The sequence below is a fragment of the Nocardioides sp. Z50_6 genome, from assembly GCF_058215755.1.
This window is the reverse complement of record NZ_JBZAJB010000002.1, coordinates 59,844-80,168: the sequence shown is the minus strand read 5'-3', so window position 1 is coordinate 80,168 and position 20,325 is coordinate 59,844. Positions and strand designations below refer to the sequence as shown.

General features: G+C 73.6%; 20 protein-coding genes. 13 read left to right on the top strand and 7 right to left on the bottom strand.

All coding sequences use genetic code 11. The features are described from left to right. The first annotated feature begins 196 nt into the window (after positions 1-196). The 9 genes from AC4BGE_RS05085 to AC4BGE_RS05045 all read left to right on the top strand — a co-directional run bounded on the left by AC4BGE_RS05085 (position 197) and on the right by AC4BGE_RS05045 (position 9,850). Entirely contained in the window at positions 197-1,126 is a 930-nt protein-coding gene (locus AC4BGE_RS05085; RefSeq protein WP_490574562.1) for a Rossmann-like and DUF2520 domain-containing protein, read from the top strand. Next, a complete protein-coding gene (gene panC, locus AC4BGE_RS05080; RefSeq protein ID WP_490574561.1) occupies positions 1,123-2,040 on the top strand; it encodes a pantoate--beta-alanine ligase in 918 nt (305 codons plus the stop codon). The genes AC4BGE_RS05085 and panC overlap by 4 nt, the downstream gene beginning before the upstream one ends. Next, positions 2,040-2,456: an aspartate 1-decarboxylase gene (panD, locus tag AC4BGE_RS05075; RefSeq protein WP_490570400.1), complete on the top strand. Its 417-nt coding sequence runs from the start codon at positions 2,040-2,042 to the stop codon at positions 2,454-2,456. Before panC ends, panD begins: the two co-directional genes overlap by 1 nt. A 5-nt stretch (positions 2,457-2,461) precedes the next feature. Beyond that, a complete protein-coding gene (locus AC4BGE_RS05070) occupies positions 2,462-4,201 on the top strand; it encodes an L-aspartate oxidase (protein ID WP_490574560.1) in 1,740 nt (579 codons plus the stop codon). Continuing rightward, positions 4,198-5,109, top strand: coding sequence for a carboxylating nicotinate-nucleotide diphosphorylase (gene nadC, locus AC4BGE_RS05065; RefSeq protein ID WP_490570398.1), 912 nt, complete (start codon positions 4,198-4,200; stop codon positions 5,107-5,109). Before AC4BGE_RS05070 ends, nadC begins: the two co-directional genes overlap by 4 nt. Next, entirely contained in the window at positions 5,106-5,888 is a 783-nt protein-coding gene (locus tag AC4BGE_RS05060; protein WP_490574559.1) for a type III pantothenate kinase, read from the top strand. The genes nadC and AC4BGE_RS05060 overlap by 4 nt, the downstream gene beginning before the upstream one ends. A gap of 150 nt (positions 5,889-6,038) precedes the next feature. Beyond that, positions 6,039-6,380, top strand: a complete 342-nt coding sequence (locus tag AC4BGE_RS05055; RefSeq protein ID WP_490570396.1) for a histone-like nucleoid-structuring protein Lsr2 — start codon at positions 6,039-6,041, stop codon at positions 6,378-6,380. A 192-nt stretch (positions 6,381-6,572) separates the two neighbouring features. Continuing rightward, positions 6,573-9,146, top strand: coding sequence for an ATP-dependent Clp protease ATP-binding subunit (locus tag AC4BGE_RS05050; RefSeq protein ID WP_490574558.1), 2,574 nt, complete (start codon positions 6,573-6,575; stop codon positions 9,144-9,146). 443 nt (positions 9,147-9,589) lie between these two features. Beyond that, positions 9,590-9,850, top strand: coding sequence for a hypothetical protein (locus AC4BGE_RS05045; protein ID WP_490574557.1), 261 nt, complete (start codon positions 9,590-9,592; stop codon positions 9,848-9,850). Between the two features lie 30 nt (positions 9,851-9,880). On the opposite strand, the gene AC4BGE_RS05040 is transcribed toward AC4BGE_RS05045, so the two are convergent. Both AC4BGE_RS05040 and AC4BGE_RS05035 read right to left on the bottom strand, forming a co-directional pair. Continuing rightward, entirely contained in the window at positions 9,881-10,738 is an 858-nt protein-coding gene (locus tag AC4BGE_RS05040) for an HhH-GPD family protein (protein WP_490575070.1), read from the bottom strand. 43 nt (positions 10,739-10,781) lie between these two features. Then, positions 10,782-11,504, bottom strand: a complete 723-nt coding sequence (locus tag AC4BGE_RS05035; protein ID WP_490574556.1) for an AIM24 family protein — start codon at positions 11,502-11,504, stop codon at positions 10,782-10,784. 84 nt (positions 11,505-11,588) lie between these two features. Between AC4BGE_RS05035 and AC4BGE_RS05030 the strand changes: the two genes are divergently transcribed. After that, positions 11,589-12,434: a hypothetical protein gene (locus AC4BGE_RS05030; protein ID WP_490574555.1), complete on the top strand. Its 846-nt coding sequence runs from the start codon at positions 11,589-11,591 to the stop codon at positions 12,432-12,434. Between the two features lie 27 nt (positions 12,435-12,461). On the opposite strand, the gene disA is transcribed toward AC4BGE_RS05030, so the two are convergent. Together disA and radA are read right to left on the bottom strand one after the other, a co-directional pair. Further along, a complete protein-coding gene (disA, locus tag AC4BGE_RS05025) occupies positions 12,462-13,556 on the bottom strand; it encodes a DNA integrity scanning diadenylate cyclase DisA (protein WP_490570654.1) in 1,095 nt (364 codons plus the stop codon). A gap of 46 nt (positions 13,557-13,602) precedes the next feature. Beyond that, a complete protein-coding gene (radA, locus tag AC4BGE_RS05020) occupies positions 13,603-15,024 on the bottom strand; it encodes a DNA repair protein RadA (protein ID WP_490570392.1) in 1,422 nt (473 codons plus the stop codon). Positions 15,025-15,170: 146 nt separating this feature from the next. Here radA and AC4BGE_RS05015 point away from each other — a divergent pair, with 146 nt between their 5' ends. Beyond that, positions 15,171-16,181: a LacI family DNA-binding transcriptional regulator gene (locus AC4BGE_RS05015; protein WP_490570391.1), complete on the top strand. Its 1,011-nt coding sequence runs from the start codon at positions 15,171-15,173 to the stop codon at positions 16,179-16,181. A 33-nt stretch (positions 16,182-16,214) separates the two neighbouring features. Here AC4BGE_RS05015 and AC4BGE_RS05010 read toward each other — a convergent pair whose 3' ends face one another. The 3 genes from AC4BGE_RS05010 to AC4BGE_RS05000 all read right to left on the bottom strand — a co-directional run bounded on the left by AC4BGE_RS05010 (position 16,215) and on the right by AC4BGE_RS05000 (position 18,482). Continuing rightward, complete coding sequence (locus AC4BGE_RS05010; RefSeq protein WP_490574554.1) at positions 16,215-16,874, bottom strand: class I SAM-dependent methyltransferase; 660 nt, start codon at positions 16,872-16,874, stop codon at positions 16,215-16,217. Between the two features lie 83 nt (positions 16,875-16,957). Then, complete coding sequence (locus AC4BGE_RS05005; RefSeq protein WP_490574553.1) at positions 16,958-17,593, bottom strand: VOC family protein; 636 nt, start codon at positions 17,591-17,593, stop codon at positions 16,958-16,960. A 112-nt stretch (positions 17,594-17,705) separates the two neighbouring features. Further along, positions 17,706-18,482, bottom strand: coding sequence for a DUF3109 family protein (locus tag AC4BGE_RS05000; RefSeq protein WP_490574552.1), 777 nt, complete (start codon positions 18,480-18,482; stop codon positions 17,706-17,708). 40 nt (positions 18,483-18,522) lie between these two features. On the opposite strand from AC4BGE_RS05000, the gene AC4BGE_RS04995 reads away from it, so the two are divergent. Together AC4BGE_RS04995 and AC4BGE_RS04990 are read left to right on the top strand one after the other, a co-directional pair. Further along, positions 18,523-19,455, top strand: coding sequence for a Ppx/GppA family phosphatase (locus tag AC4BGE_RS04995; protein ID WP_490574551.1), 933 nt, complete (start codon positions 18,523-18,525; stop codon positions 19,453-19,455). Positions 19,456-19,465: 10 nt separating this feature from the next. Then, complete coding sequence (locus AC4BGE_RS04990; protein WP_490570386.1) at positions 19,466-20,275, top strand: sugar phosphate isomerase/epimerase family protein; 810 nt, start codon at positions 19,466-19,468, stop codon at positions 20,273-20,275. Positions 20,276-20,325 lie beyond the last annotated feature (50 nt).

The following is a 20,325-nucleotide window of genomic DNA, read 5'->3' as shown; positions in this document are numbered from 1 at the left end:
CCCGGAGCTGGGCCCGGAGGTGGGCCCGGAGGTGGGCTGCGGGTGGGCCAGGTCACACGCCGACCTGTTCACACGCGTGTAACAGCGACGTAGTCTCGTGTTCGCACGATCCACAGAGCCACATCGTCTGGTACCCGTACCGGCTCCCCCGCCCCGGCGGAGGAGTGGTCGGCGGGACTGAAGCGAGAGGTCCCTCATGACTGCCGCACCCCTCCGGGTGGGCGTGGTCGGCGCTGGCCGCGTCGGCGCCGTCCTCTCTGCCGCGCTGCGCTCCGCCGGCCACCGCGTGGTCGCCGCCGCCGCAGAGTCCGACGCCTCGCGGCACCGCCTCGAGACGCTGCTGCCGGGCGTCCCGGCCCGCAAGCCGAGTGCCGTCGCGCGCTCCTGCGACCTGCTGCTCCTCACCGTGCCCGACGACATGCTCGGCAACGTCGTCTCGATGCTCGCCGCCAGCGGATCCCTGCGGAAGGGCCAGTACGTCGTGCACACCTCGGGCCGTCACGGCCTCGCGGTGCTCGCCGACGCGGCCGCGGTGGGTGCCCGTCCGGTGGCGCTGCACCCCGCGATGACCTTCACCGGGACCGAGGTCGACCTGCCCCGGCTGGCCGGCTGCGTCTTCGGTGTCACCGCCGGTCCGCAGGAGCGCGGCCTGGTCGAGAGCCTGGTCGCCGACCTGGGCGCCCGGCGGGTCTGGGTCCCGGAGGAGAAGCGCACGCTCTACCACGCCGGCCTCGCCCACGGCTCCAACCACCTGGTCACCCTGGTGACCGAGGCGATGGAGATGCTGGCCGCCTCGGGGGCCGACGACCCGGCGGCGATCCTGCGCCCGCTGCTCTCCGCGGCCCTGGACAACTCCCTGGCCCACGGCGACGCGGCCCTGACCGGCCCCATCGTGCGCGGCGACGTGCAGACGGTGGCCGCGCACCTGGTCGACCTGCAGGCCAACGCCCCGCAGACCGTGCCGTCCTACGTCGCGCTGGGCCGCGCCACGCTCGGCCGGGTGGTGACCGACGGCCGGGTGCTGCCGATCCGCGCCGCCCGCATCCTCGAGCTGCTGGACGCGGCCGCCCGGGGCGTCGCGGTGACCGGCCTGCTGCGCACCGACGAGGGTCGCCCGGCCCGATGAACGACATCCGTCTCGCGCACAGTCGCGAGGAGCTCGGCGGGGCGCTCGACCGGCCCGCCTCGACGCGCCGCGTCGCCCTGGTGCCGACGATGGGCGCCCTCCACGAGGGGCACGCCAGCCTGATCCGCGAGGCGCGGCTTCGGGCGGGCGAGCAGGGCCGGGTGGTGGTGAGCATCTTCGTCAACCCGCTCCAGTTCGCCCCCGGCGAGGATCTCGACCGCTACCCGCGCACCCTCGAGGCCGACCTGGCGCTGTGCGCCGCCGAGGGTGCCGACGTGGTCTTCGCCCCGAGCGCCGAGGAGGTCTACCCCGGCGGGGTGCGCCCCGGCCACACCGACGAGCTGATCACCGTCGACCCGGGGCCGCTGGCCCTGGAGCTGGAGGGGGTCAGCCGGCCCACCCACTTCCGCGGGGTGCTCACCGTGGTCGCCAAGCTCTTCGGCCTGGTCCGCCCCGACGTCGCGGTCTTCGGCGAGAAGGACTACCAGCAGCTGGTGCTGGTGCGCCAGATGGCCGCCAACCTCTGCATGGGCGTGGAGGTGGTCGGTGCGCCCACCGTGCGCGAGCCCGACGGGCTCGCGCTGAGCAGCCGCAACCGCTACCTCGACCCCGAGCAGCGCTTCCGCGCCGCCGCGCTGCACCGGGTGCTGGTGGCGGCCGAGGAGGGTGCCCCGTGGGGGCCGGACGTCGCCCTGGAGGCCGCCCGCGCCGAGCTGCGGGAGTCCCACGGGGTCGACCTGGACTACCTCGAGCTGCGTACCCCCGAGCTCGCCCCCCTGACCGCCGTGCTGCCCGAGAGCACCCCGGCCCGGATCCTGATCGCCGCGCGGGTGGGCACCACGCGGCTGATCGACAACCTGCCCCTGACCCTCGGTCCCCGCCGAGAGCCGCGCGCCACCGAAGGAGAACGCTGATGCTGCGCACCATGATGAAGAGCAAGATCCACCGGGCCACCGTGACCCAGGCCGACCTGCACTACGTGGGCTCGGTCACCGTCGACGAGGACCTGCTCGACGCGGCCGACCTGCTGGCCGGCGAGCTCGTCCACATCGTCGACGTGACCAACGGCGCCCGCCTGGAGACCTACACGATCGCCGGTGAGCGGGGCTCGGGCGTGATCGGCATCAACGGCGCCGCCGCCCGGCTCGTCCACCCCGGCGACATCGTCATCCTGATCGGCTACGGCCAGATGGAGACCGCGGAGGCCAAGGAGTACCAGCCGGCGGTCGTCTTCGTCGACGCCGAGAACAAGATCCTCGCCACCGGCTTCGACCCGGCCGAGACCTTCGGCGACCCCTCGCTGAAGCGCGGCGACCTGATCGGCCGCTGAGGTAGGTGGCCCCGCACCTGCAGGCTCCCCGGATCCCGGCGCGGCTGGTCGCTCCCGCGCCGGGATGGACCACGCGCGCCGACGTGGTGGTCGTGGGCTCGGGGATCGCCGGCCTGACCGCGGCGCTGCGCATCGACGCGGCCGCCCCCGGGCTCAAGGTCCTGGTGGTCACCAAGGACGTCCTGCACGCCGGGTCGACCCAGTGGGCCCAGGGTGGGATCGCCGCGGCCCTCGGCCCCGGCGACACCCCCGACCAGCACGAGCGCGACACCCTGGTCGCGGGCGCGGGCGCCTGCGACGTGGAGGCGGTCAGGGCGCTGGTCACCGAGGGGCCGGCCGCGGTGCACGAGCTCATCGCGCTGGGCACCGAGTTCGACCACCACCCCGACGGCGAGCTGAGCCTGACCCGCGAGGGGGGACACCTGCGCGACCGGATCGCCCACGCCGGGGGTGACGCCACCGGCGCGGAGATCCAGCGCGCGCTGATCGCCGCCGTCGAGCGGGCCCCGCAGATCGAGGTGGTGCAGCACGCGCTCGCCGTCGACCTGCTCCGCGCCGCGGACGGCGGCGTCGCCGGGCTGACCCTGCACGTGCTCGGTGAGGGTCAGCGCGACGGGGTCGGCGCGGTCCACGCCCGCGCGGTGGTGCTGGCCAGCGGCGGCCTCGGCCAGGTCTTCTCCCAGTCCACCAACCCGGCGGTGGCGACCGGCGACGGCATGGCGCTGGCGATTCGGGCCGGTGCGGCGGTGCGCGACCTGGAGTTCGTGCAGTTCCACCCGACCGTGATGTACCTCGGCCCCGACTCCCAGGGCCAGCAGCCGCTGATCTCCGAGGCCGTCCGCGGCGAGGGCGCCGTCCTGGTCGACTGGGAGGGCCGGCGGGTGATGGAGGGCGTCCACGAGCTCGGCGACCTGGCGCCCCGCGACGTGGTGGCCAAGGCCCTCACCCGCCGGATGCTGGAGACCGGGCGGCCGCACATGTGGCTGGACGCCCGCCACCTGGGCGCGGAGTTCTGGGGGCGCCGCTTCCCGACCATCCTCAGCGTCTGCCGCGCCCACGGGGTGGACCCGGTGACCGCGCTGGTCCCGGTCTCGCCCGCCCAGCACTACGCCTCCGGCGGCGTGGCCACCGACCTGGACGGCCGCACCAGCGTCCCCGGGCTCTACGCGACCGGTGAGGTCGCCTGCTCCGGGGTGCACGGGGCCAACCGCCTGGCCTCCAACTCGCTGCTCGAGGGCCTGGTCTTCTCCCGGCGGATCGCCGAGGTCCTGCCCGGTGAGCTGCGGCCCTGGGCGGAGCCGGCCGTCGGTCCCGACGACCCGCGGGCCGAGGACACCTGGCTGGTGCCGGGGGCGGCCCGGCGCCGGCTCCAGGAGCTGATGACCCGCCACGTCGGGGTGCTGCGCCACGACACCGGCCTGCGCGAGGCGCTCGCCGCGCTGGCCACCCTGGGGCAGGCCGGCGCCCGGGAGCCCGCCGAGCCGGGCGTCGCCGCGTGGGAGACGACCAACCTGCTCACGGTGAGCGCCGCGCTGTGCGCCGCCGCGCTGCTGCGCACCGAGACCCGCGGCTCGCACTGGCGCGAGGACTTCCCCGAGCGCGACCCGCGGGTCGCCGGCCACGTCGACGCCTGGCTGGCGGACGGTGCGGTCGAGGCCCGCTGGACCCCGTCGCCGTCGACCGACCCCACCGACGCCAACACCAGTACCGGCCCGTCCACCGTCGCGTCAGGGAGCCCCGCATGAGTCCGTCGTACGCCGCACTTCCCGACGACCTCGCCGGCGAGCTCTGGGTCGCCGGGCTCGACCCCGAGGCGGTGCGCCGGCTGATCCTGGCCGGCCTCGAGGAGGACCTGCCCGACGGCGGGGTCGACACCACCAGCTTCGCCACCATCGGGGCCACCCAGCAGGGCGCCGCCGGCTTCCACGCCCGCGAGCCCGGCGTGGTCGCCGGCCTGGCGGTGGCGGCGGCGGTCTTCGCGGTGGTGATGGGCGAGGAGGTGCAGGTCACCGACCGGCTGCCGGACGGCGCCCGGGTTGCCCCCGGGGACAGGGTGATGACCGTCAGCGGGCCCACCCGCGGGCTGCTCACCGCGGAGCGGACGGCGCTCAACTTCGCCAGCCACCTCTCCGGGGTGGCGACCGGCACCGCGCGCTGGGTGGAGGCGCTCCAGGGCACCCGCGCCCGGGTGCTCGACACCCGCAAGACGCTGCCGGGCTGGCGGGCGCTGCAGAAGTACGCCGTGCGCTGCGGGGGCGGGGTCAACCACCGGTTCAGCCTCACCGACATGGCGATGGTCAAGGACAACCACGTGGTGGCCGCGGGCGGGGTGGTCAAGGCCCTGGAGGCGGTCCGGGAGGCCTTCCCGGGACTGCCGGTGGAGGTGGAGGTCACCGACCTCGACCAGCTCGCCCAGCTGCTGGACGCCGGCTGCGACCGGGTGCTGCTCGACAACATGGACACCGCGACGATGGCCGAGGCGGTACGGCTGCGCGACCAGCACCCCGGCGGTGCCGCGGTCGAGCTGGAGGCCTCCGGCGGGCTCACCCTGGGGCGCGCCCGGGAGGTCGCCGAGACCGGGGTGGACTACATCTCGGTGGGGGCGCTGACCCACTCGGTGACGGTCTTCGACCTCGGGATGGACCTGGCATGAACGTGCTGCTGGCGGCCGACATCGGCAACAGCAGCACGGTGCTCGGCCTGCTGGTGGGCGAGGAGGTGGTGGCCCACTGGCGGGTGGCCACCGACGAGCGGCGCACCAGCGACGAGTGGGCGGTGCTGGTGCGCGAGCTGCTGGCCGGCAGCGAGCACGGCGCGCGCCTGTCGGGAATCGCGGTCTGCGCGACCGTTCCGGCGGTGCTGGCCGAATGGCGGGAAATGCTCGCGACCTATTTCTCCGGGCTTTCCTCGGTCATCGTCGAGCCCGGCGTCCGCACCGGAATCCCGGTGCTGATGGACAATCCGCGCGAGGTGGGCGCCGACCGCGTCGTCAATGCACTGGCCGCCGCCCGTATCCACGGCGGCCCGGCCATCGTCGTCGACTTCGGTACCGCCACCACCTTCGACGTGGTCAACGACCAGGGCGCCTACGTGGGCGGCGCCATCTCGCCCGGTATCGAGATCTCCCTGGAGGCGCTCGGCCGCCGCGGCGCCCAGCTGCGCAAGGTCGAGCTCAAGCGGCCCCGCCAGGTGATCGCCAAGAACACGGTGGAGGCGCTCCAGTCGGGCATGCTCTTCGGCGTGGCGGCGCAGGTCGAGGGGATGGTCGCCCGGATGGTGGCCGAGCTCGGCGCCGATCCGGCGCAGGTGCAGGTGGTGGCCACCGGGCACCTGGCGCCCCTGGTGGTGGAGGAGTGCGACTGCTTCACCGCGCACGAGCCGTGGCTCACGATCCAGGGCCTGCGGATGGTCCACGAACGCAATTGCCAGTAACTGCGGCGACGAGGGTTAATTCACACCGCGGACGTCCAGCGCAATCCCCAAAAAGGCACGTCGCTCCTCTTTTCTCGGGGGAATTGTCGCGGCGATATTGCGTGTGGCAAGGTGGAGGGGTTGCTCCGACCAGTAGAAGGAATTAATCCCATGGCTCAAAAGGTGAACATCGTGCTGGTCGACGACCTCGACGGCAGCGAGGCGACCGAGACGGTCAGCTTCGCCCTGGACGGCACCTCCTACGAGATCGACCTCAACGACGAGAACGCCGCGGCGCTGCGCGAGGCGCTGAGCGGCTACGTCGGGCACGCCCGCAAGGCGTCCGGTGGTCGCCGCGGCGGCGCCCGTCGCTCCTCCGGCTCGGCCGGCGGGTCCGCCGGCGGCCCGAGCGCGGCCGACGTCCGGGCCTGGGCCCGCGACAACGGCTTCGAGCTCTCCGAGCGGGGCCGGGTGCCCGCCGAGGTGCGCCGGGCCTACGACGCCGCGCACTGAGCGCCCCAGGTTGACCGGCCCGGCGCCTGTTCGCTCTGAGCGGACCGCGTGGGGTCGGTCACCGGGAACACGTAGGCTGTCGGAAGAGTTGGAACTCGTGTCCGCTGCCCCGCTGCTCCGACCCCGGTCGGCCCGCCGCGAGGCGGACCCACGACGTACCACCTGTGCACACTGCTGAGAATCGAGGCGCACATGTTCGAGCGGTTCACCGACCGAGCCCGACGAGTTGTCGTGCTGGCCCAGGAAGAGGCCCGCATGCTCTCCCACAACTACATCGGCACCGAGCACATCCTGCTCGGGCTGATCCACGAGGGCGAGGGTGTCGCGGCCAAGGCGCTCGAGTCCCTCGACATCTCGCTGGAGGCCGTGCGCGCCCAGGTCGAGGAGATCATCGGCCAGGGCCAGCAGGCCCCGTCCGGTCACATTCCCTTCACCCCGCGTGCCAAGAAGGTGCTCGAGCTCTCGCTGCGCGAGGCGCTGCAGCTCGGCCACTCCTACATCGGCACCGAGCACATCCTGCTCGGCCTGATCCGGGAGGGTGAGGGCGTCGCCGCCCAGGTGCTGCAGAAGCTGGGCGCCGACCTCAACCGGGTCCGCCAGCAGGTCATCCAGCTGCTCTCCGGCTTCCAGGGCAAGGAGGCCGCCGGCGCGGCCGCCGGCCCGGGTGCCAGCGGCAGCGAGGCTCCGTCCTCCTCGCTGGTCCTCGACCAGTTCGGCCGCAACCTGACCCAGGCGGCCCGCGAGGGCAAGCTCGACCCGGTGATCGGGCGCGAGCAGGAGATCGAGCGGGTCATGCAGATCCTCTCCCGCCGCACGAAGAACAACCCGGTGCTGATCGGCGAGCCCGGCGTCGGCAAGACGACGATCGTCGAGGGCCTGGCCCAGGACATCGTCAAGGGCAACGTCCCGGAGACGCTCAAGGACAAGCAGATCTACACCCTCGACCTCGGTGCGCTGGTGGCGGGCAGCCGCTACCGCGGCGACTTCGAGGAGCGCCTCAAGAAGGTGCTCAAGGAGATCCGCACCCGCGGCGACATCGTGCTCTTCATCGACGAGATCCACACCCTGGTGGGTGCGGGTGCCGCCGAGGGCGCGATCGACGCCGCCAGCATCCTCAAGCCGATGCTGGCGCGCGGCGAGCTGCAGACCATCGGGGCCACCACCCTCGACGAGTACCGCAAGTACCTCGAGAAGGACGCCGCGCTCGAGCGCCGCTTCCAGCCGATCCAGGTCGCCGAGCCGTCGATCGCGCACACCATCGAGATGCTCAAGGGGCTGCGCGACCGCTACGAGGCGCACCACCGGGTCACCATCACCGACGAGGCCCTGGTCTCCGCCGCGACGCTGGCCGACCGCTACATCTCCGACCGCTTCCTCCCGGACAAGGCGATCGACCTGATCGACGAGGCGGGCTCCCGCCTGCGGATCCGCCGGATGACGGCGCCGCCGGACCTGCGCGCCTACGACGAGCAGATCGGCGAGGTCCGCCAGCGCAAGGAGGCGGCCATCGACGGGCAGGACTTCGAGGCCGCGGCCCGCCTGCGCGACGAGGAGAAGCAGCTCATCGCCAAGAAGACCGAGCGCGAGAAGCAGTGGCGCGCGGGCGACATGGACGAGATCGCCGAGGTCGACGAGGAGCTGATCGCCGAGGTGCTGGCGGTCGCGACCGGCATCCCGATCGTCAAGCTCTCCGAGGCCGAGTCGACGCGCCTGCTCAACATGGAGGAGGAGCTCCACAAGCGGGTCATCGGGCAGGAGGAGGCCGTCAAGGCGCTCTCCCGCGCCATCCGGCGTACCCGTGCCGGCCTGAAGGACCCGAAGCGTCCCGGTGGGTCGTTCATCTTCGCCGGGCCCTCGGGCGTCGGCAAGACGTGGCTCTCCAAGACGCTGGCCGACTTCCTCTTCGGTGACGAGGACTCGCTGATCCAGCTCGACATGAGCGAGTTCTCCGAGAAGCACACCGTCTCGCGGCTCTTCGGCTCGCCTCCCGGCTACGTCGGCTACGAGGAGGGTGGCCAGCTGACCGAGAAGGTGCGGCGCAAGCCGTTCTCGGTCGTCCTCTTCGACGAGGTCGAGAAGGCGCACCCCGACATCTTCAACTCGCTGCTCCAGATCCTGGAGGAGGGTCGCCTGACCGACTCCCAGGGCCGGGTGGTCGACTTCAAGAACACCGTCATCATCATGACGACCAACCTCGGCACCCGGGACATCGCCAAGTCGGTCAACCTGGGCTTCGCCCAGGTCGGCGACGCGGCCGGCTCCTACGACCGGATGAAGAGCAAGGTCGCCGACGAGCTCAAGCAGCACTTCCGGCCCGAGTTCCTCAACCGCGTCGACGAGATCATCGTCTTCCCGCCGCTCTCGCAGCAGCAGATCGTGTCGATGGTCGACAACATGATCGCCGCCGTCGAGCTGCGTCTGCGCGACCGGGACATGCAGCTGGAGCTCACCCCGGCCGCCAAGCAGCTGCTCGCAGTCCGGGGCTTCGACCCGGTGCTCGGCGCCCGGCCGCTGCGCCGCACGGTGCAGCGCGAGATCGAGGACACGCTCGCCGAGAAGATGCTCTTCGGCGAGGTCGGCCCCGGCCAGATCATCCTGGTCGACGTCGAGGGGGAGGGTCCGTCCGCGACCTTCACCTTCCAGGGCCAGAAGGTCGACAAGCTGCCCGACATGCCGCCGCTGGAGACCGTCGACACCGGGGTCGCCCCGGTCGAGGGTCCGGACGACTCCGCCGGCCCGGTGGACGTCCCCCGCGCGGAGGACTGAGACAGCTGCACCCCGACGCCCCGGTCACCTCTGGTGACCGGGGCGTCGTGCGTCTGACCGGGGGTGTCCCCGAGCTGTCTGGCCGAGCCTCCAGCGTGTGGCTCGGTGATGGACCCGTCGGGCGTTGGTGGCCTGGTGCTCTGGACGTCGAGGGCTTCGCCTTGGACGCGGTTCGTCGCGCACGCGACGCGGTCGCCGACCTCTGTTCGCACCGTGGGTCCTCCCGCGAGGTCTCGACGACGCCCGAGCTCGTGGCGGCGTCGTTCGCTGCGATCGAGCACCTGCGCGTCGGCGGGCGCGCGCCGGAGGGCTGGGTGCCGGCTCAAGTGGGCGGCGAAGCAGTCGCCCGCCCCGTGAGCATGGACCCGGGTGATCGACCCCTGCCATGCTGGTGACTCGTTCATCGTCCGGGGCGGGCGCACTGGGCAGGCAGAGGAGAGAGCATGCTCGGGACCATCCTCGTCGCCCTGGCGATCCCGGTGGCGATGGTCGGCACGACGCTGCTCTGGGGTCAGGACCCCTCGCTCGTGCGGGTGGTGGTCGCCACCTTCCTCGGTATCGTCGTCGCGGCCGTGCTGTGGATGCTGGTCTCCGGCGTCGCGGCGCTGCCCGACAGCACCTCGGTGCTGACCGCCTTGGCCCTCGAGCTGATCGTCCTCAGCGCGGCGGTGGCGGCGCGCGGCAAGCGCCGAGCCGGCTCCTGAGTCGCGCGGGGCGTCACCGCGCGGTCCCGCTCACGGCAGGGAGAACGACCGGTCCTCGTAGGAGACCAGGAGCCCGTCGGCCGCCAGGCCGGCCAGGCACCGCTCGCGCTGGACCGCGTCGGGCCAGACGGCGTCGATGCGGTGCCGGTGCACCGGGCCGTCGGCCTCGCGCAGCACCGCCATGATCCGGCCCCGGCACTGCCGGTCGGTGCCGTCCCAGGCCTGGCCGCGCCGCGGCGGCCCGTCGTACGCCGGGTAGCCGGCCGCGCGCCAGGCGCACAGGTCCGCCACCGGGCAGTCGCCGCAGCGGGGGGCGCGAGCGGTGCAGACCAGGGCGCCCAGCTCCATCACGGCCACCGACCAGGTGGCGGCGGTGGGCGGGTCCGCAGGGAGCAGCTCGGCGGCGTCGCGCCGCTCGTGGGCGCGGACCGCGTCGGGCGGGAGCTCCACGGCCCGCAGCACCCGGTGGTGGACCCGCCGCACGTTGGTGTCGAGCACCGCGACCCGGCGGCCGAACGCGAAGGCGGCGACCGCCGCCGCGGTGTAGTCGCCGACCCCCGGCAGGGCCCGCAGCGCCTCGGGGGAGGAGGGCACCTGGCCGTCGTGGTCGGCGAGGATCGCGGTGGCGGCGGCGTGCAGGCGCAGGGCGCGGCGCGGGTAGCCCAGTCGGCCCCACGCCCGCAGAGCCTCCCCGACGGGCTCCGCGGCCAGCGCCGCGGGCGTGGGCCAGCGCGCCAGCCAGGCGTCGTGGACCGGCAGCACCCGGGCCACCGGCGTCTGCTGCAGCATGAACTCCGAGACCATCACCGACCATGCCGACGCCTCGGGCCGCCGCCAGGGCAGGTCCCGGGCGTTCTCGTCGTACCACTCCAGCAGCGGCTCGGTCAGCGACCCCGGAACCGCCCCGCCCCCGGCGCCCGCCGCAGCCGGCTCAGCCCTTGAGGACGTCACCGAAGAACCCGCCCGTGCTCGTGTCGCAGGAGCCGTCGTCGGGCTGCTGCGTCGGGCCCGCGGCCGGTTGGACCACGACGAAGCCGGGCCCGTGGAAGGCGTACTGCGCGGACTCGCCATCGCCGCGGCGCGTCGGGCGGGAGGGGGTGGCGCCCTGCAGCACCGGCTGCAGCCCGGCCGACCAGCAGACGGCGGCATGGACGTCGACCTGGGTCGGCTCCCGGCTGCAGTCGAGGACCACTGGCGTGCCGTGGCAGGTCACGGCCACCCGGCCCTGACCCCGCAGCAGGGCGGTGAAGGCACCGGCGGCCGGCAGCCCCAGGCCTCTGGCGGGGTGGACGTCGTAGTCGAGGGCGGACTCGAAGGCCAGGAGGCTGGTGCCGGAGACGGTGAGGGCGTCCTCCGGGCCCTCCAGGTCGACGAGGAAGACGTGGCGGCCGGAGTGGGCGAAGAAGGCCTGCCCGCTCCCGGAGACGGTCATCAGCGGGGTGTCGTCGCTGGTGACGATCCGCCGCAGCAGCCTGCTCACGGACCCGATGGACCGGTGCTCGCACGTCACCTGCCCCTGGGAGGCGACCATCGAGCCCTTCGCCGCGACGACCGGGGCGCCCAGGGTCGCCCGCAGGAGGGAGCCGTTCTGCAGCGCCAGCGCCTCCGGTGAGGGGACCTCCTCGTGGACGCGGGAGAAGAGATCACCACGCATGCGCGGAAGCCTAGACGCAGGCCGTCGCCCGGGGCACGGTGTGGCACCCACCACTCGGCGCCTCGGCTCGATAGCGTGCTGGCCATGTCTGCGCTGACCGCACCCAAGGGGCCGCTGCCCGCCCGGGTGTACTGGTTCCGTCGGATCCTGGTGCTCTCGACCGTCCTGGTGCTGCTGCTCGGTGCGGTGCGGCTCTTCGGCGGCGGCGGCGAGGAGCCGCCCGAGGCCGACCAGCAGGCCGCGCCCGCCGCGGCCGAGGTGGTGCCCGAGGCCGAGGAGACGCCGCAAGCGCCCGCCGAGGAGACGACGGGGAAGAAGAAGGGTCGTGGCCAGCAGGCGCCCGCGCCGGAGGCGAGCGCCGAGCCGGCGCCGGAGCCCACCCCCGAGCCGCCGCCGCTGCCCGCGCCGACCGGTCCGTGCGTCAACAGTGACGTGACGGTCACGCCCGTGGTCGGCGCGCCGCGCGCCGACGGCAAGGTCGACATGGTGCTGCTGCTGCGCACCCTGACCACCCCGGCGTGCACCTGGCAGGTCTCGGCCGAGACGGTGACGGTCAAGATCAGCTCGGGCAGCGACGACTACTGGTTCAGCAGCCACTGCCCCCAGGCGCTCCCGGCGCAGGACGTCGTGCTCTACCAGGGCACCGACACCACGGTCCCCTTCCTGTGGAGCGGTCGCCGCTCGGACCCGGAGTGCTCGCGGGCCACCGACTGGGCCCAGCCCGGCTTCTACCACGTCAAGGCCGCCGCCTTCGAGGGCGAGCCCACCGAGGTGCAGTTCGAGCGCACCCGAGCCTCGATCACCGCGACCCGGGCACCCGAGCCGGAGCCCGCTCCCGCGAAGAAGAAGAAGAAGAACAAGCCCGCCGGTCAGGCGACGCCGCCGGCCCCGAAGCCCTCGGGCGCGGTGGAGCCCACGCCGGCCGGCTGACGACCGGGGCCCCTCGGGCGCGGGACGTCAGACGTAGCGTTCGAGGATGCTCGACTCGGCGAGCCGGGAGAGCCCCTCGCGCACGCTGCGCGCCCGCAGGTCGCCGACGCCGTCGACGACCTGGAGGTCGTCGATGCCCGCCGAGAGGAGCTGCTGGAGCCCGCCGAAGTGCTCGACCAGGCGGTCGACGACCGGGCTGGGCAGCCGGGGCACCTTGGCCAGCAGACGGTAGCCCCGGGGCGCCACGGCGCCGTCGAGGTGGTCGCCGGTGGTGAGGCTGAGGGCCTTGGCCACGGCGGCGGGGTCGACCAGCTCGGTGGGGGAGAGCAGGCCGAGGTTGTCCAGCAGGGCCTCGGGAGAGGCGGTCGTCCCGCTCGGCAGGTAGTCGCGGATGACCAGCTCGCGGTCGGCGTCGACCCCGGTGATCAGCTCCTCGAGCTGGAGCGAGAGCAGCCGGCCGTCGGTGCCGAGCTCGAGCACGTAGTCCTCGATCTCGCGGGCGATGCGGGTGACCATCTCGAGCCGCTGGGCCACCACGGCGACGTCGCGCACGGTGACGAGGTCCTCGATCTCCAGCGCGGAGAGGGTCGAGGAGACCTCGTCGAGCCGGAGCTTGTAGCGCTCCAAGGTCGCCAGGGCCTGGTTGGCCCGGGAGAGGATCTGTCCGGAGTCCTCCAGGACGTAGCGGGTCTCGCCGACGTAGACGGCGATGATCTGCATCGACTGGGAGACCGAGATGACCGGGAACCCGGTCTGCCGGGCGACGCGGTCGGCGGTGCGGTGCCGGGTGCCGGTCTCCTCGGAGAAGATGGTGTGGTCGGGCATCAGGTGGACGGCGGCGCGGTGGATCCGCGTGACGTCCTTGTCGACGATGATGGCGCCGTCCATCTTGGCCAGCTCGCGCAGGCCGGTGGCGGTGAACGGGACGTCGAGGGTGAAGCCGCCGCTGGCGATCGAGTCGACCAGCTTGTCGTGGCCCAGCACGATCAGAGCCCCGGTGCGGCCGCGCAGGATCCGCTCGAGCCCGTCGCGCAGGTGGGTGCCAGGAGCGATCGTGGCCAGGGTCGCCCGCAGGCGCAGGCTCTCGTCACTGCGCTCGATGCCGACCAAGGCGCCCTCCATCACGGACCACACGACGAAACGCCGAGTGGCTGCAGCGCTCCGCGCGTCAGTCTATGGGACGAAGCGCAGTGGCGCGGGTCCTGGTGAGCCTCAGCAGCCCCAGAGCGGTGGCGACGTCTCCCACGTCGAGCACCTGCATGCCGTCGATCGTCCACGACTCGGGAGACCGAGGCCCCGGCGGCGCGTTGCGCTCGCTGGGCACCACGGCGACCTTGAACCCCAGCCGGGCGGCCTCCGAGAGCCGCTGGGGGAGGTCGCGCACCCGGCGCAGCTCGCCGGCCAGGCCGATCTCGCCCATCGCCACCACCCCGGTGGGGGCCGGGATGCCGAAGGTGGCGCCGGCCAGGGCGACGGCGATGGCCAGGTCGCTGGCGGGCTCGTGGATCCGCGCGCCGCCGACGGTGGAGACGAAGACGTCCATGTTGTGCAGCCGGATCTGGCAGTGCTGCTGGAGCACCGCCAGCACCATCGAGACCCGCGAGGAGTCGACGCCGGAGGTGGTGCGGCGTGGGCGCTCCGCGGGCGTGGGCGCGACCAGCGCCTGCACCTCGGCCAGCAGCGGACGGCGTCCTTCCATGGTGACCGCCACGCAGGTCCCCGGGACCTGCTTGGAGTGGTGCTCCACGAAGAGGCCGGTGGGGTCGGTGACCGCCCGGATGCCCTGGGCGGAGAGGTCGAAGCAGCCCACCTCGTCGACCGGGCCGAACCGGTTCTTCATGGCACGGACCATCCGGAACCGCGAGTTGCGGTCGCCCTCGAAGTGGAGCACGACGTCGACGAGGTGCTCCAGCACCCGCGGCCCGGCGATGGAGCCGTCCTTGGTGACGTGGCCGACGATCACCGTGGTGATGTTGCGGGTCTTGGCGACACGGATCAGGGCGGCGGCGACCTCCTTGACCTGGGTGACGCCACCGGGGACCCCCTCGATCCCCGAGGCGCCGATGGTCTGGATCGAGTCGACCACCAGCAGCGTGGGCTTGACCTGCTCGATGTGGCTGAGCACGGCGCCGAGGTCGGTCTCGGCGGCGAGGTAGAGCTCGTCGTGGACCGCGTCGGTCCGGTCGGCGCGCAGCCGCACCTGGGAGGCGGACTCCTCACCGGTGATGTAGAGGGTGCGGTGCCGGTGGCGCGCGGTCTGGGCGGCCACCTCGAGGAGCAGGGTGGACTTGCCGACCCCCGGCTCGCCGGCGAGCAGGATGGCCGCCCCCGGCACCAGCCCGCCGCCGAGCACCCGGTCGAGCTCGGCCACCCCGCTGGAGCGGAACGCGGACTCCTCCACCGAGACCTGGCCGATCGGCACCGCGGCGGTGGTGACGGCGCTGGCCTGGGTGCGCCCCACCGGGGCGGCGGCCGCCTCCGCGACCGACCCCCAGGCCTGGCACTCGCCGCAGCGCCCCACCCACTTGCCTGTCTCCCACCCGCACTCGGAGCAGCGGTAGGCGGGGCGGGTCCGGGCCTGTTTGCTCATGGCGCAGACGGTAGGCCACAGCGCCGACAGGCCCGAAAGTGCGGACAGCGCAGCAGGGACGCCGGGGCGGCGCATGCGCCTATGCTCTCGTTGGAACGATCAAGGGCCGGCCCGAGCCGGTCCGCGGCGGTCGGAGGGGAGGCACGGTGGCGGTCAACCCACCCACGCTGGCCGACGTGGCGGAGCGCGCCGGGGTCTCGCGGCAGACGGTCTCCAACGCGGTCAACAGCCCGCACCTGCTGCGTCCCGACACCCTGCTCCGGGTCCAGGCGGCGATCGCCGAGCTCGGCTACTCGCCCAACCGCGCCGCACGCAGCCTGCGCACCCGCGCCTCGCACCTCGTCGGCCTGCGGTTCACCCCCGCCCAGGAGGGCACCGCCAACGCGCTGATGGACCGCTTCGTGCACAAGCTGGTCGCCACCTCCGCGCTCGCGGGCTACCACGTGCTCCTCTTCTCCGACGACGACACCGAGCCGCTCTCGGCCTACGACCACCTGCTGCGCTCCACCGCGGTGGACGCCTTCATCGTCACCGACACCTATCTCGGCGCCCCGCAGGCCGCCTACCTGACGCAGCAGCGCGCGCCGTTCGTGGCCTTCGGCCGGCCGTGGCAGGACCCGCACGCCGCCCACTCCTGGGTCGACGTCGACGGGGCCGCCGGGGCGCAGCTGGCCACCGACCACCTGCTGGAGCGCGGCCACACCCGGATCGGCTGGATCGGCTGGCGCAAGGACTCCTTCATCGGCGAGGACCGCCGCGCGGGCTGGGTGCGGGCGATGCGCCGCCGGGGCCTGGCCACCACCGGGCTCGCCTCCCGGGTCGATGACACGGTGGCCAGCGGACGCGAGGCCGCCGCCGTGCTCCTCGACGACGCCGGGCCCACCGCGTTCGTCTGCGCCTCCGACACCCTGGCGGTGGGGGTGCTCCAGCTGCTCTTCGACCGGGGGATGGTCGCGGGCCGCGACCTCGCCGTGGTCGGCTTCGACGACTCCCAGGTCGCCCAGGTGGTGCCGCGGGGCCTCACCTCGGTGCGCCAGCCGCTGGAGGAGGTGGCGGTCGAGGTGGTCAAGGCGCTGCAGCGGCTGATGACCTCGCCCCTGCTCGAGCCGACCGGGGTGCTGCTCCTGCCCACCCTGGCGGTCCGGGGCTCCAGCTGAGGGGCGCGGCCTCTCGGGCCCGGTGGGAGCGCCCTAGTAGGAGCGCCAGAACAGGTTGACCGCGTAGTCGACCTCGAGACCCTCGCCGGAGGCCCGGTCGTGTGCCGCCCAGTGCTCGGCCAGCGCCGCCTCGGCGGCGGCGGGCGGCAGCTCGATGCGCACCACCGCGTCGAGGTCGTCGGCGGAGCCGAACCGGAGCGAGGTGAGCACCGGCTCGCGGTTCCAGCCGTGCCGCGACCAGAAACGCTCCACCTCGTCGGGGTCGATCCCGGGGTAGCCGCGCCGGAACCAGCCGCCGAAGGTCGACCGGGTGCCGTCGTTGTCGAGCACGAACGCCGTGCCGCCGCGGCGTACCACCCGGTCGAGCTCGGCGAGGCCCGGCTCGCAGCCGGGCCCGAAGAAGTAGGCCCACCGCGCCTGCACCACGTCGACCGAGGCGTCGGGCAGCGGCAGCTCCTGCGCGCTGCCGGCGAGCACGCTCACGTGGGGGACCCGCCGGGCGCGCCGCCGGGCGAGCGAGACCAGGGGAGGGTGCGGCTCCACGCCGATCACCGAGGCGGCCTCCTCGGCCCACCGGCCCAGGTGGAAGCCGGAGCCGCACCCGACGTCGAGGAAGGTGCGGCCGCGCCAGCCCGCGACCCGGGCCATCGCCGCCTCGACCAGCCGGTCGGGGTCGAAGGCGTGGTTCTCCACCTCGTAGGTGGAGGTGTGGTGCCAGATGTTGGGGCTCGGCGTGGCGCCGTACCGCCGGAGGGGTCGGGTGATGACCGCCTCCGTCAGATGCGGACCAGGCCGGTGGGGGTCAGGACGTTGACCGCCATCAGGCCGGGGGTGCCGTTGGGCGCGACCCAGTCGACCTTGACGTCCTCGAGCGGCGCCTCGACCGACTCCCCGAGCCACTCGCTGACCCGCTGCGGGTCACCGGCGATCTCCAGGCAGGCCAGCGAGCACGAGCCGTCGGCGCCCGAGCTCGGGTGCAGGTCGGGGGTGAGCCACTTGATGAAGAACGGCAGCTGCGGGTCCGCGATGAGTCCGTTGATCCCGATCTGGAGCCAGCGCAGCTCGGTGCCGTCGGGGCGGTGCCGGTTGCCCGGCGCGGCCTCGCGGCCCAGGCGCTCCTCGACGGACTCGAGGTCGTCGGTGGCCACCACCCAGCCGAGCCAGCCGCCGCCGTTGGCGGAGCGGGCCTTGACCGCCTGGCCGAAGGGGGCCTTGTCGGAGGCGGGGTGGTCCAGGGCCTCGACGATCTCGAGGTAGGTCCCGCCGGCGAGCGGCAGGATCATGTTGCGGGTGCCGAAACGTGGATGCACGCCGCCATCGAGGAACTCACGACCCAGTAGCCCCCCGATGCGCGCAGCCGTCGCGGCCAGACCATCGGGTCCGGCGGCGTACGAGATGTGGTCCAGGCGCATGTCAAGCATTGTGGCGCGTCCGCCACCGGCGTGTTCACCGGGGTGCTGGTCTCTTGACATCGAGGGTTCCGCTGGGCGGCGGCGGCGGACGGACCCGCGGGTGACGCCGGTCTCAGTGCGGGTCGGCGGGGTGCAGTGCCAGGGCCGAGCGGGAGCGCAGGTGGGCCTCGCAGTGTCGTGCCAGCTCGTCGTAGGCCTCGCGGCCCATCAGCTCCACCAGCTCGGCCGCGCTGGTCAGGTAGAGCGGCTCCGGCGCCACGTGGGCCTCGGTGTTGCCCGAGCAGTACCAGTCGAGGTCGTGCCCGCCCGGGCCCCACCCGCGCCGGTCGTACTCACTGATCGAGACCTCGGTGTAGGAGGTGCCGTCGGGGCGCTCCACGGTGCGGTAGGTACGCCGGATCGGCAGCTGCCAGCACACGTCGGGCTTGGTCTCCAGCGGGTTGCGCCCCTGGGCCAGCGCGAGCCCGTGCAGCGCGCAGCCCGCGCCCCCCGCGCCGGTGTGCGGCGCGAAGTCGCTGCGGTTGTGGAAGACGCAGGCCTGCTGGCCGTCGACGGTCAGCGTCGCGGTCTTTCGCCCGCCCTCCTCGTCGGTCTCGCGCCAGTCGCTCCTGCGCACCTTGCGGCCGGGGTGGAACTGCCACAGCTCGGGGGTCAGCTGGTCGACGAAGGCCGCCACCCTGCGCTCGTCGTCGGCGTCGCTGAAGTGCGCTCCCAGCGTGCAGCAGCCGGTGTCGGGGGCGTCGGCGTAGATGCCCTGGCAGCCCTGGCCGAAGATGCAGGTGTAGGCGGAGGTGAGCCAGGTCAGGTCGCAGCGGAAGACCTGGTCGGGGTCGGCGGGGTCCGCGAACTCGACGTACGCGCGGGGGAAGACGAGGTCGACTTCTGGCACAGGAGGAACCCTACGTCGCTTCGCCGGGTACGTTGGAGGCATGCGGCTCGGCGTCCTCGACATCGGCTCCAACACCGGCCATCTGCTGGTGGTGGACGCGCACGGCGGCGCCGCCCCGCTCGCGGCCTTCAGCCACAAGGAGCCGCTCCGCCTCGCCGAGCACCTCGACGCCGACGACGCGATCAGCCCGGCGGGCATCGCGGCGCTGACCGAGTTCACCCGGCACGCGATCGACTTCGCCGAGGAGAAGGGCTGCGAGGAGATCCTGGCCTTCGCCACCTCGGCGGTCCGCGAGGCGGTCAACACCGACGCGGTGCTCGGCGCCGTCGAGGAGGCCACCGGCACCCGGATCGGCGTCCTCTCCGGAGAGGAGGAGGCCCGGCTGACCTTCCTGGCCGTGCGCCGCTGGTTCGGCTGGTCGGCCGGCCGACTGGCGGTCTTCGACATCGGCGGCGGCTCGCTGGAGATCGCCGGCGGCCCCGACGAGGCACCGGACGTCGCCTGGTCGCTGCCGCTGGGTGCGGCCCGGCTCGCCCGGGACCACTTCGCCCACGGCGTGGAGGAGGTGGGCGTGCGCGAGCTGCGCCGCTGGATCCGCACCGAGATCGCCCGCGACGCCGGCGGGCTGCTGCGCGGCGGCGCCCCGCACCGCGCGGCGGCCACCTCCAAGACCTTCCGCTCCCTGGCGCGCATCTGCGGCGCCGCCCCCTCCGCCCAGGGTCACCTGGTGCCCCGGGTGCTGCGCCGCGACGACCTGGCCCAGTGGCTGCCCAAGCTGATCTCGGCCCCGCCCCCCGAGGTGGCGCAGCTGCCCGGCGTCTCGGTGGGCCGCGCCCACCAGATCCTCCCCGGGGCGCTGGTCGCCGAGGCCGTGATGGACATCTTCGACCTGGCCGAGCTGGAGATCTGTCCGTGGGCGCTGCGCGAGGGCATGATCCTGGAGCGCCTCGACCGCCTCTCGGTGCTGGACTGAGGGCCGCCACGTGACCGTGTCGATCGGGCTCTCCTCCGCGTCGGTCTTCCCCGAGTCGACCGCCCACGCGTTCTCCTACGCGGCGGCGCTGGGCTACGACGCGGTCGAGGTGATGGTCGGGATGGACGCGATCTCCCAGCAGACGGCCGCGGTGCGCCAGCTCTCCGAGCACCACGGCATCGGGGTCTGCGCCGTGCATGCGCCCTGCCTGCTCTGGACCCAGCGGGTCTGGGGGCTGGAGCCGTGGGGCAAGCTCGAGCGCTCCGCCCGGATGGCCCAGGCGCTGGGCGCCCCGGTGGTCGTCGTCCACCCGCCCTTCCGCTGGCAGAAGGAGTACGCGACCGGGTTCGAGGACGGGATCGCGGCCCTGGAGGCCTCGACCGGGATCGACTTCGCGGTGGAGAACATGTATCCCTGGCGCACCGGCGCCCGCCGGCGGGCCCGCCGCCCCCGGGCCGTGGAGATGTACATGCCGCACTGGGACGTCTCCCTGGGCGACTACGCGCACACCACCTTGGACCTCTCCCACGCGGCGACCTCCCACTCCGACGTCGTCGACATGGCGATGCGGATGGGGGAGCGGTTGCGGCACGTCCACCTCACCGACGGAGGGGGGAGCGCCAAGGACGAGCACCTGGTGCCGGGGCGCGGGACGACCCGGGCCGACGAGCTGCTCCGGCTGCTCGCCGAGCGGGAGTTCGACGGCTCCGTGGTGCTGGAGATCAACACCCGGCGCTGCAGCTCGGTCGAGGAGCGGGTCGCCGACCTGACCGAGTCGCTCGCCTTCGCCCGCCAGCACCTGGCGGTCCCGACCCGCTGAGTCCGCCCCGCCCTTGACACCCCCGCTGGTGTCCGCGAGCGTCGGATGGG

Excerpts from the sequence above, each read along its gene's own strand:
- AC4BGE_RS05085 (WP_490574562.1), top strand. The coding sequence starts at position 197 with ATGACTGCCGCACCCCTCCGGGTGGGCGTGGTCGGCGCTGGCCGCGTC.
- panC (WP_490574561.1), top strand. The coding sequence starts at position 1,123 with ATGAACGACATCCGTCTCGCGCACAGTCGCGAGGAGCTCGGCGGGGCG.
- panD (WP_490570400.1), top strand. The coding sequence starts at position 2,040 with ATGCTGCGCACCATGATGAAGAGCAAGATCCACCGGGCCACCGTGACC.
- nadC (WP_490570398.1), top strand. The coding sequence starts at position 4,198 with ATGAGTCCGTCGTACGCCGCACTTCCCGACGACCTCGCCGGCGAGCTC.
- AC4BGE_RS05060 (WP_490574559.1), top strand. The coding sequence starts at position 5,106 with ATGAACGTGCTGCTGGCGGCCGACATCGGCAACAGCAGCACGGTGCTC.
- AC4BGE_RS05055 (WP_490570396.1), top strand. The coding sequence starts at position 6,039 with ATGGCTCAAAAGGTGAACATCGTGCTGGTCGACGACCTCGACGGCAGC.
- AC4BGE_RS05050 (WP_490574558.1), top strand. The coding sequence starts at position 6,573 with ATGTTCGAGCGGTTCACCGACCGAGCCCGACGAGTTGTCGTGCTGGCC.
- AC4BGE_RS05045 (WP_490574557.1), top strand. The coding sequence starts at position 9,590 with ATGCTCGGGACCATCCTCGTCGCCCTGGCGATCCCGGTGGCGATGGTC.
- AC4BGE_RS05035 (WP_490574556.1), bottom strand. The coding sequence starts at position 11,504 with ATGCGTGGTGATCTCTTCTCCCGCGTCCACGAGGAGGTCCCCTCACCG.
- AC4BGE_RS05030 (WP_490574555.1), top strand. The coding sequence starts at position 11,589 with ATGTCTGCGCTGACCGCACCCAAGGGGCCGCTGCCCGCCCGGGTGTAC.
- disA (WP_490570654.1), bottom strand. The coding sequence starts at position 13,556 with ATGGAGGGCGCCTTGGTCGGCATCGAGCGCAGTGACGAGAGCCTGCGC.
- radA (WP_490570392.1), bottom strand. The coding sequence starts at position 15,024 with ATGAGCAAACAGGCCCGGACCCGCCCCGCCTACCGCTGCTCCGAGTGC.
- AC4BGE_RS05005 (WP_490574553.1), bottom strand. The coding sequence starts at position 17,593 with ATGCGCCTGGACCACATCTCGTACGCCGCCGGACCCGATGGTCTGGCC.
- AC4BGE_RS04995 (WP_490574551.1), top strand. The coding sequence starts at position 18,523 with ATGCGGCTCGGCGTCCTCGACATCGGCTCCAACACCGGCCATCTGCTG.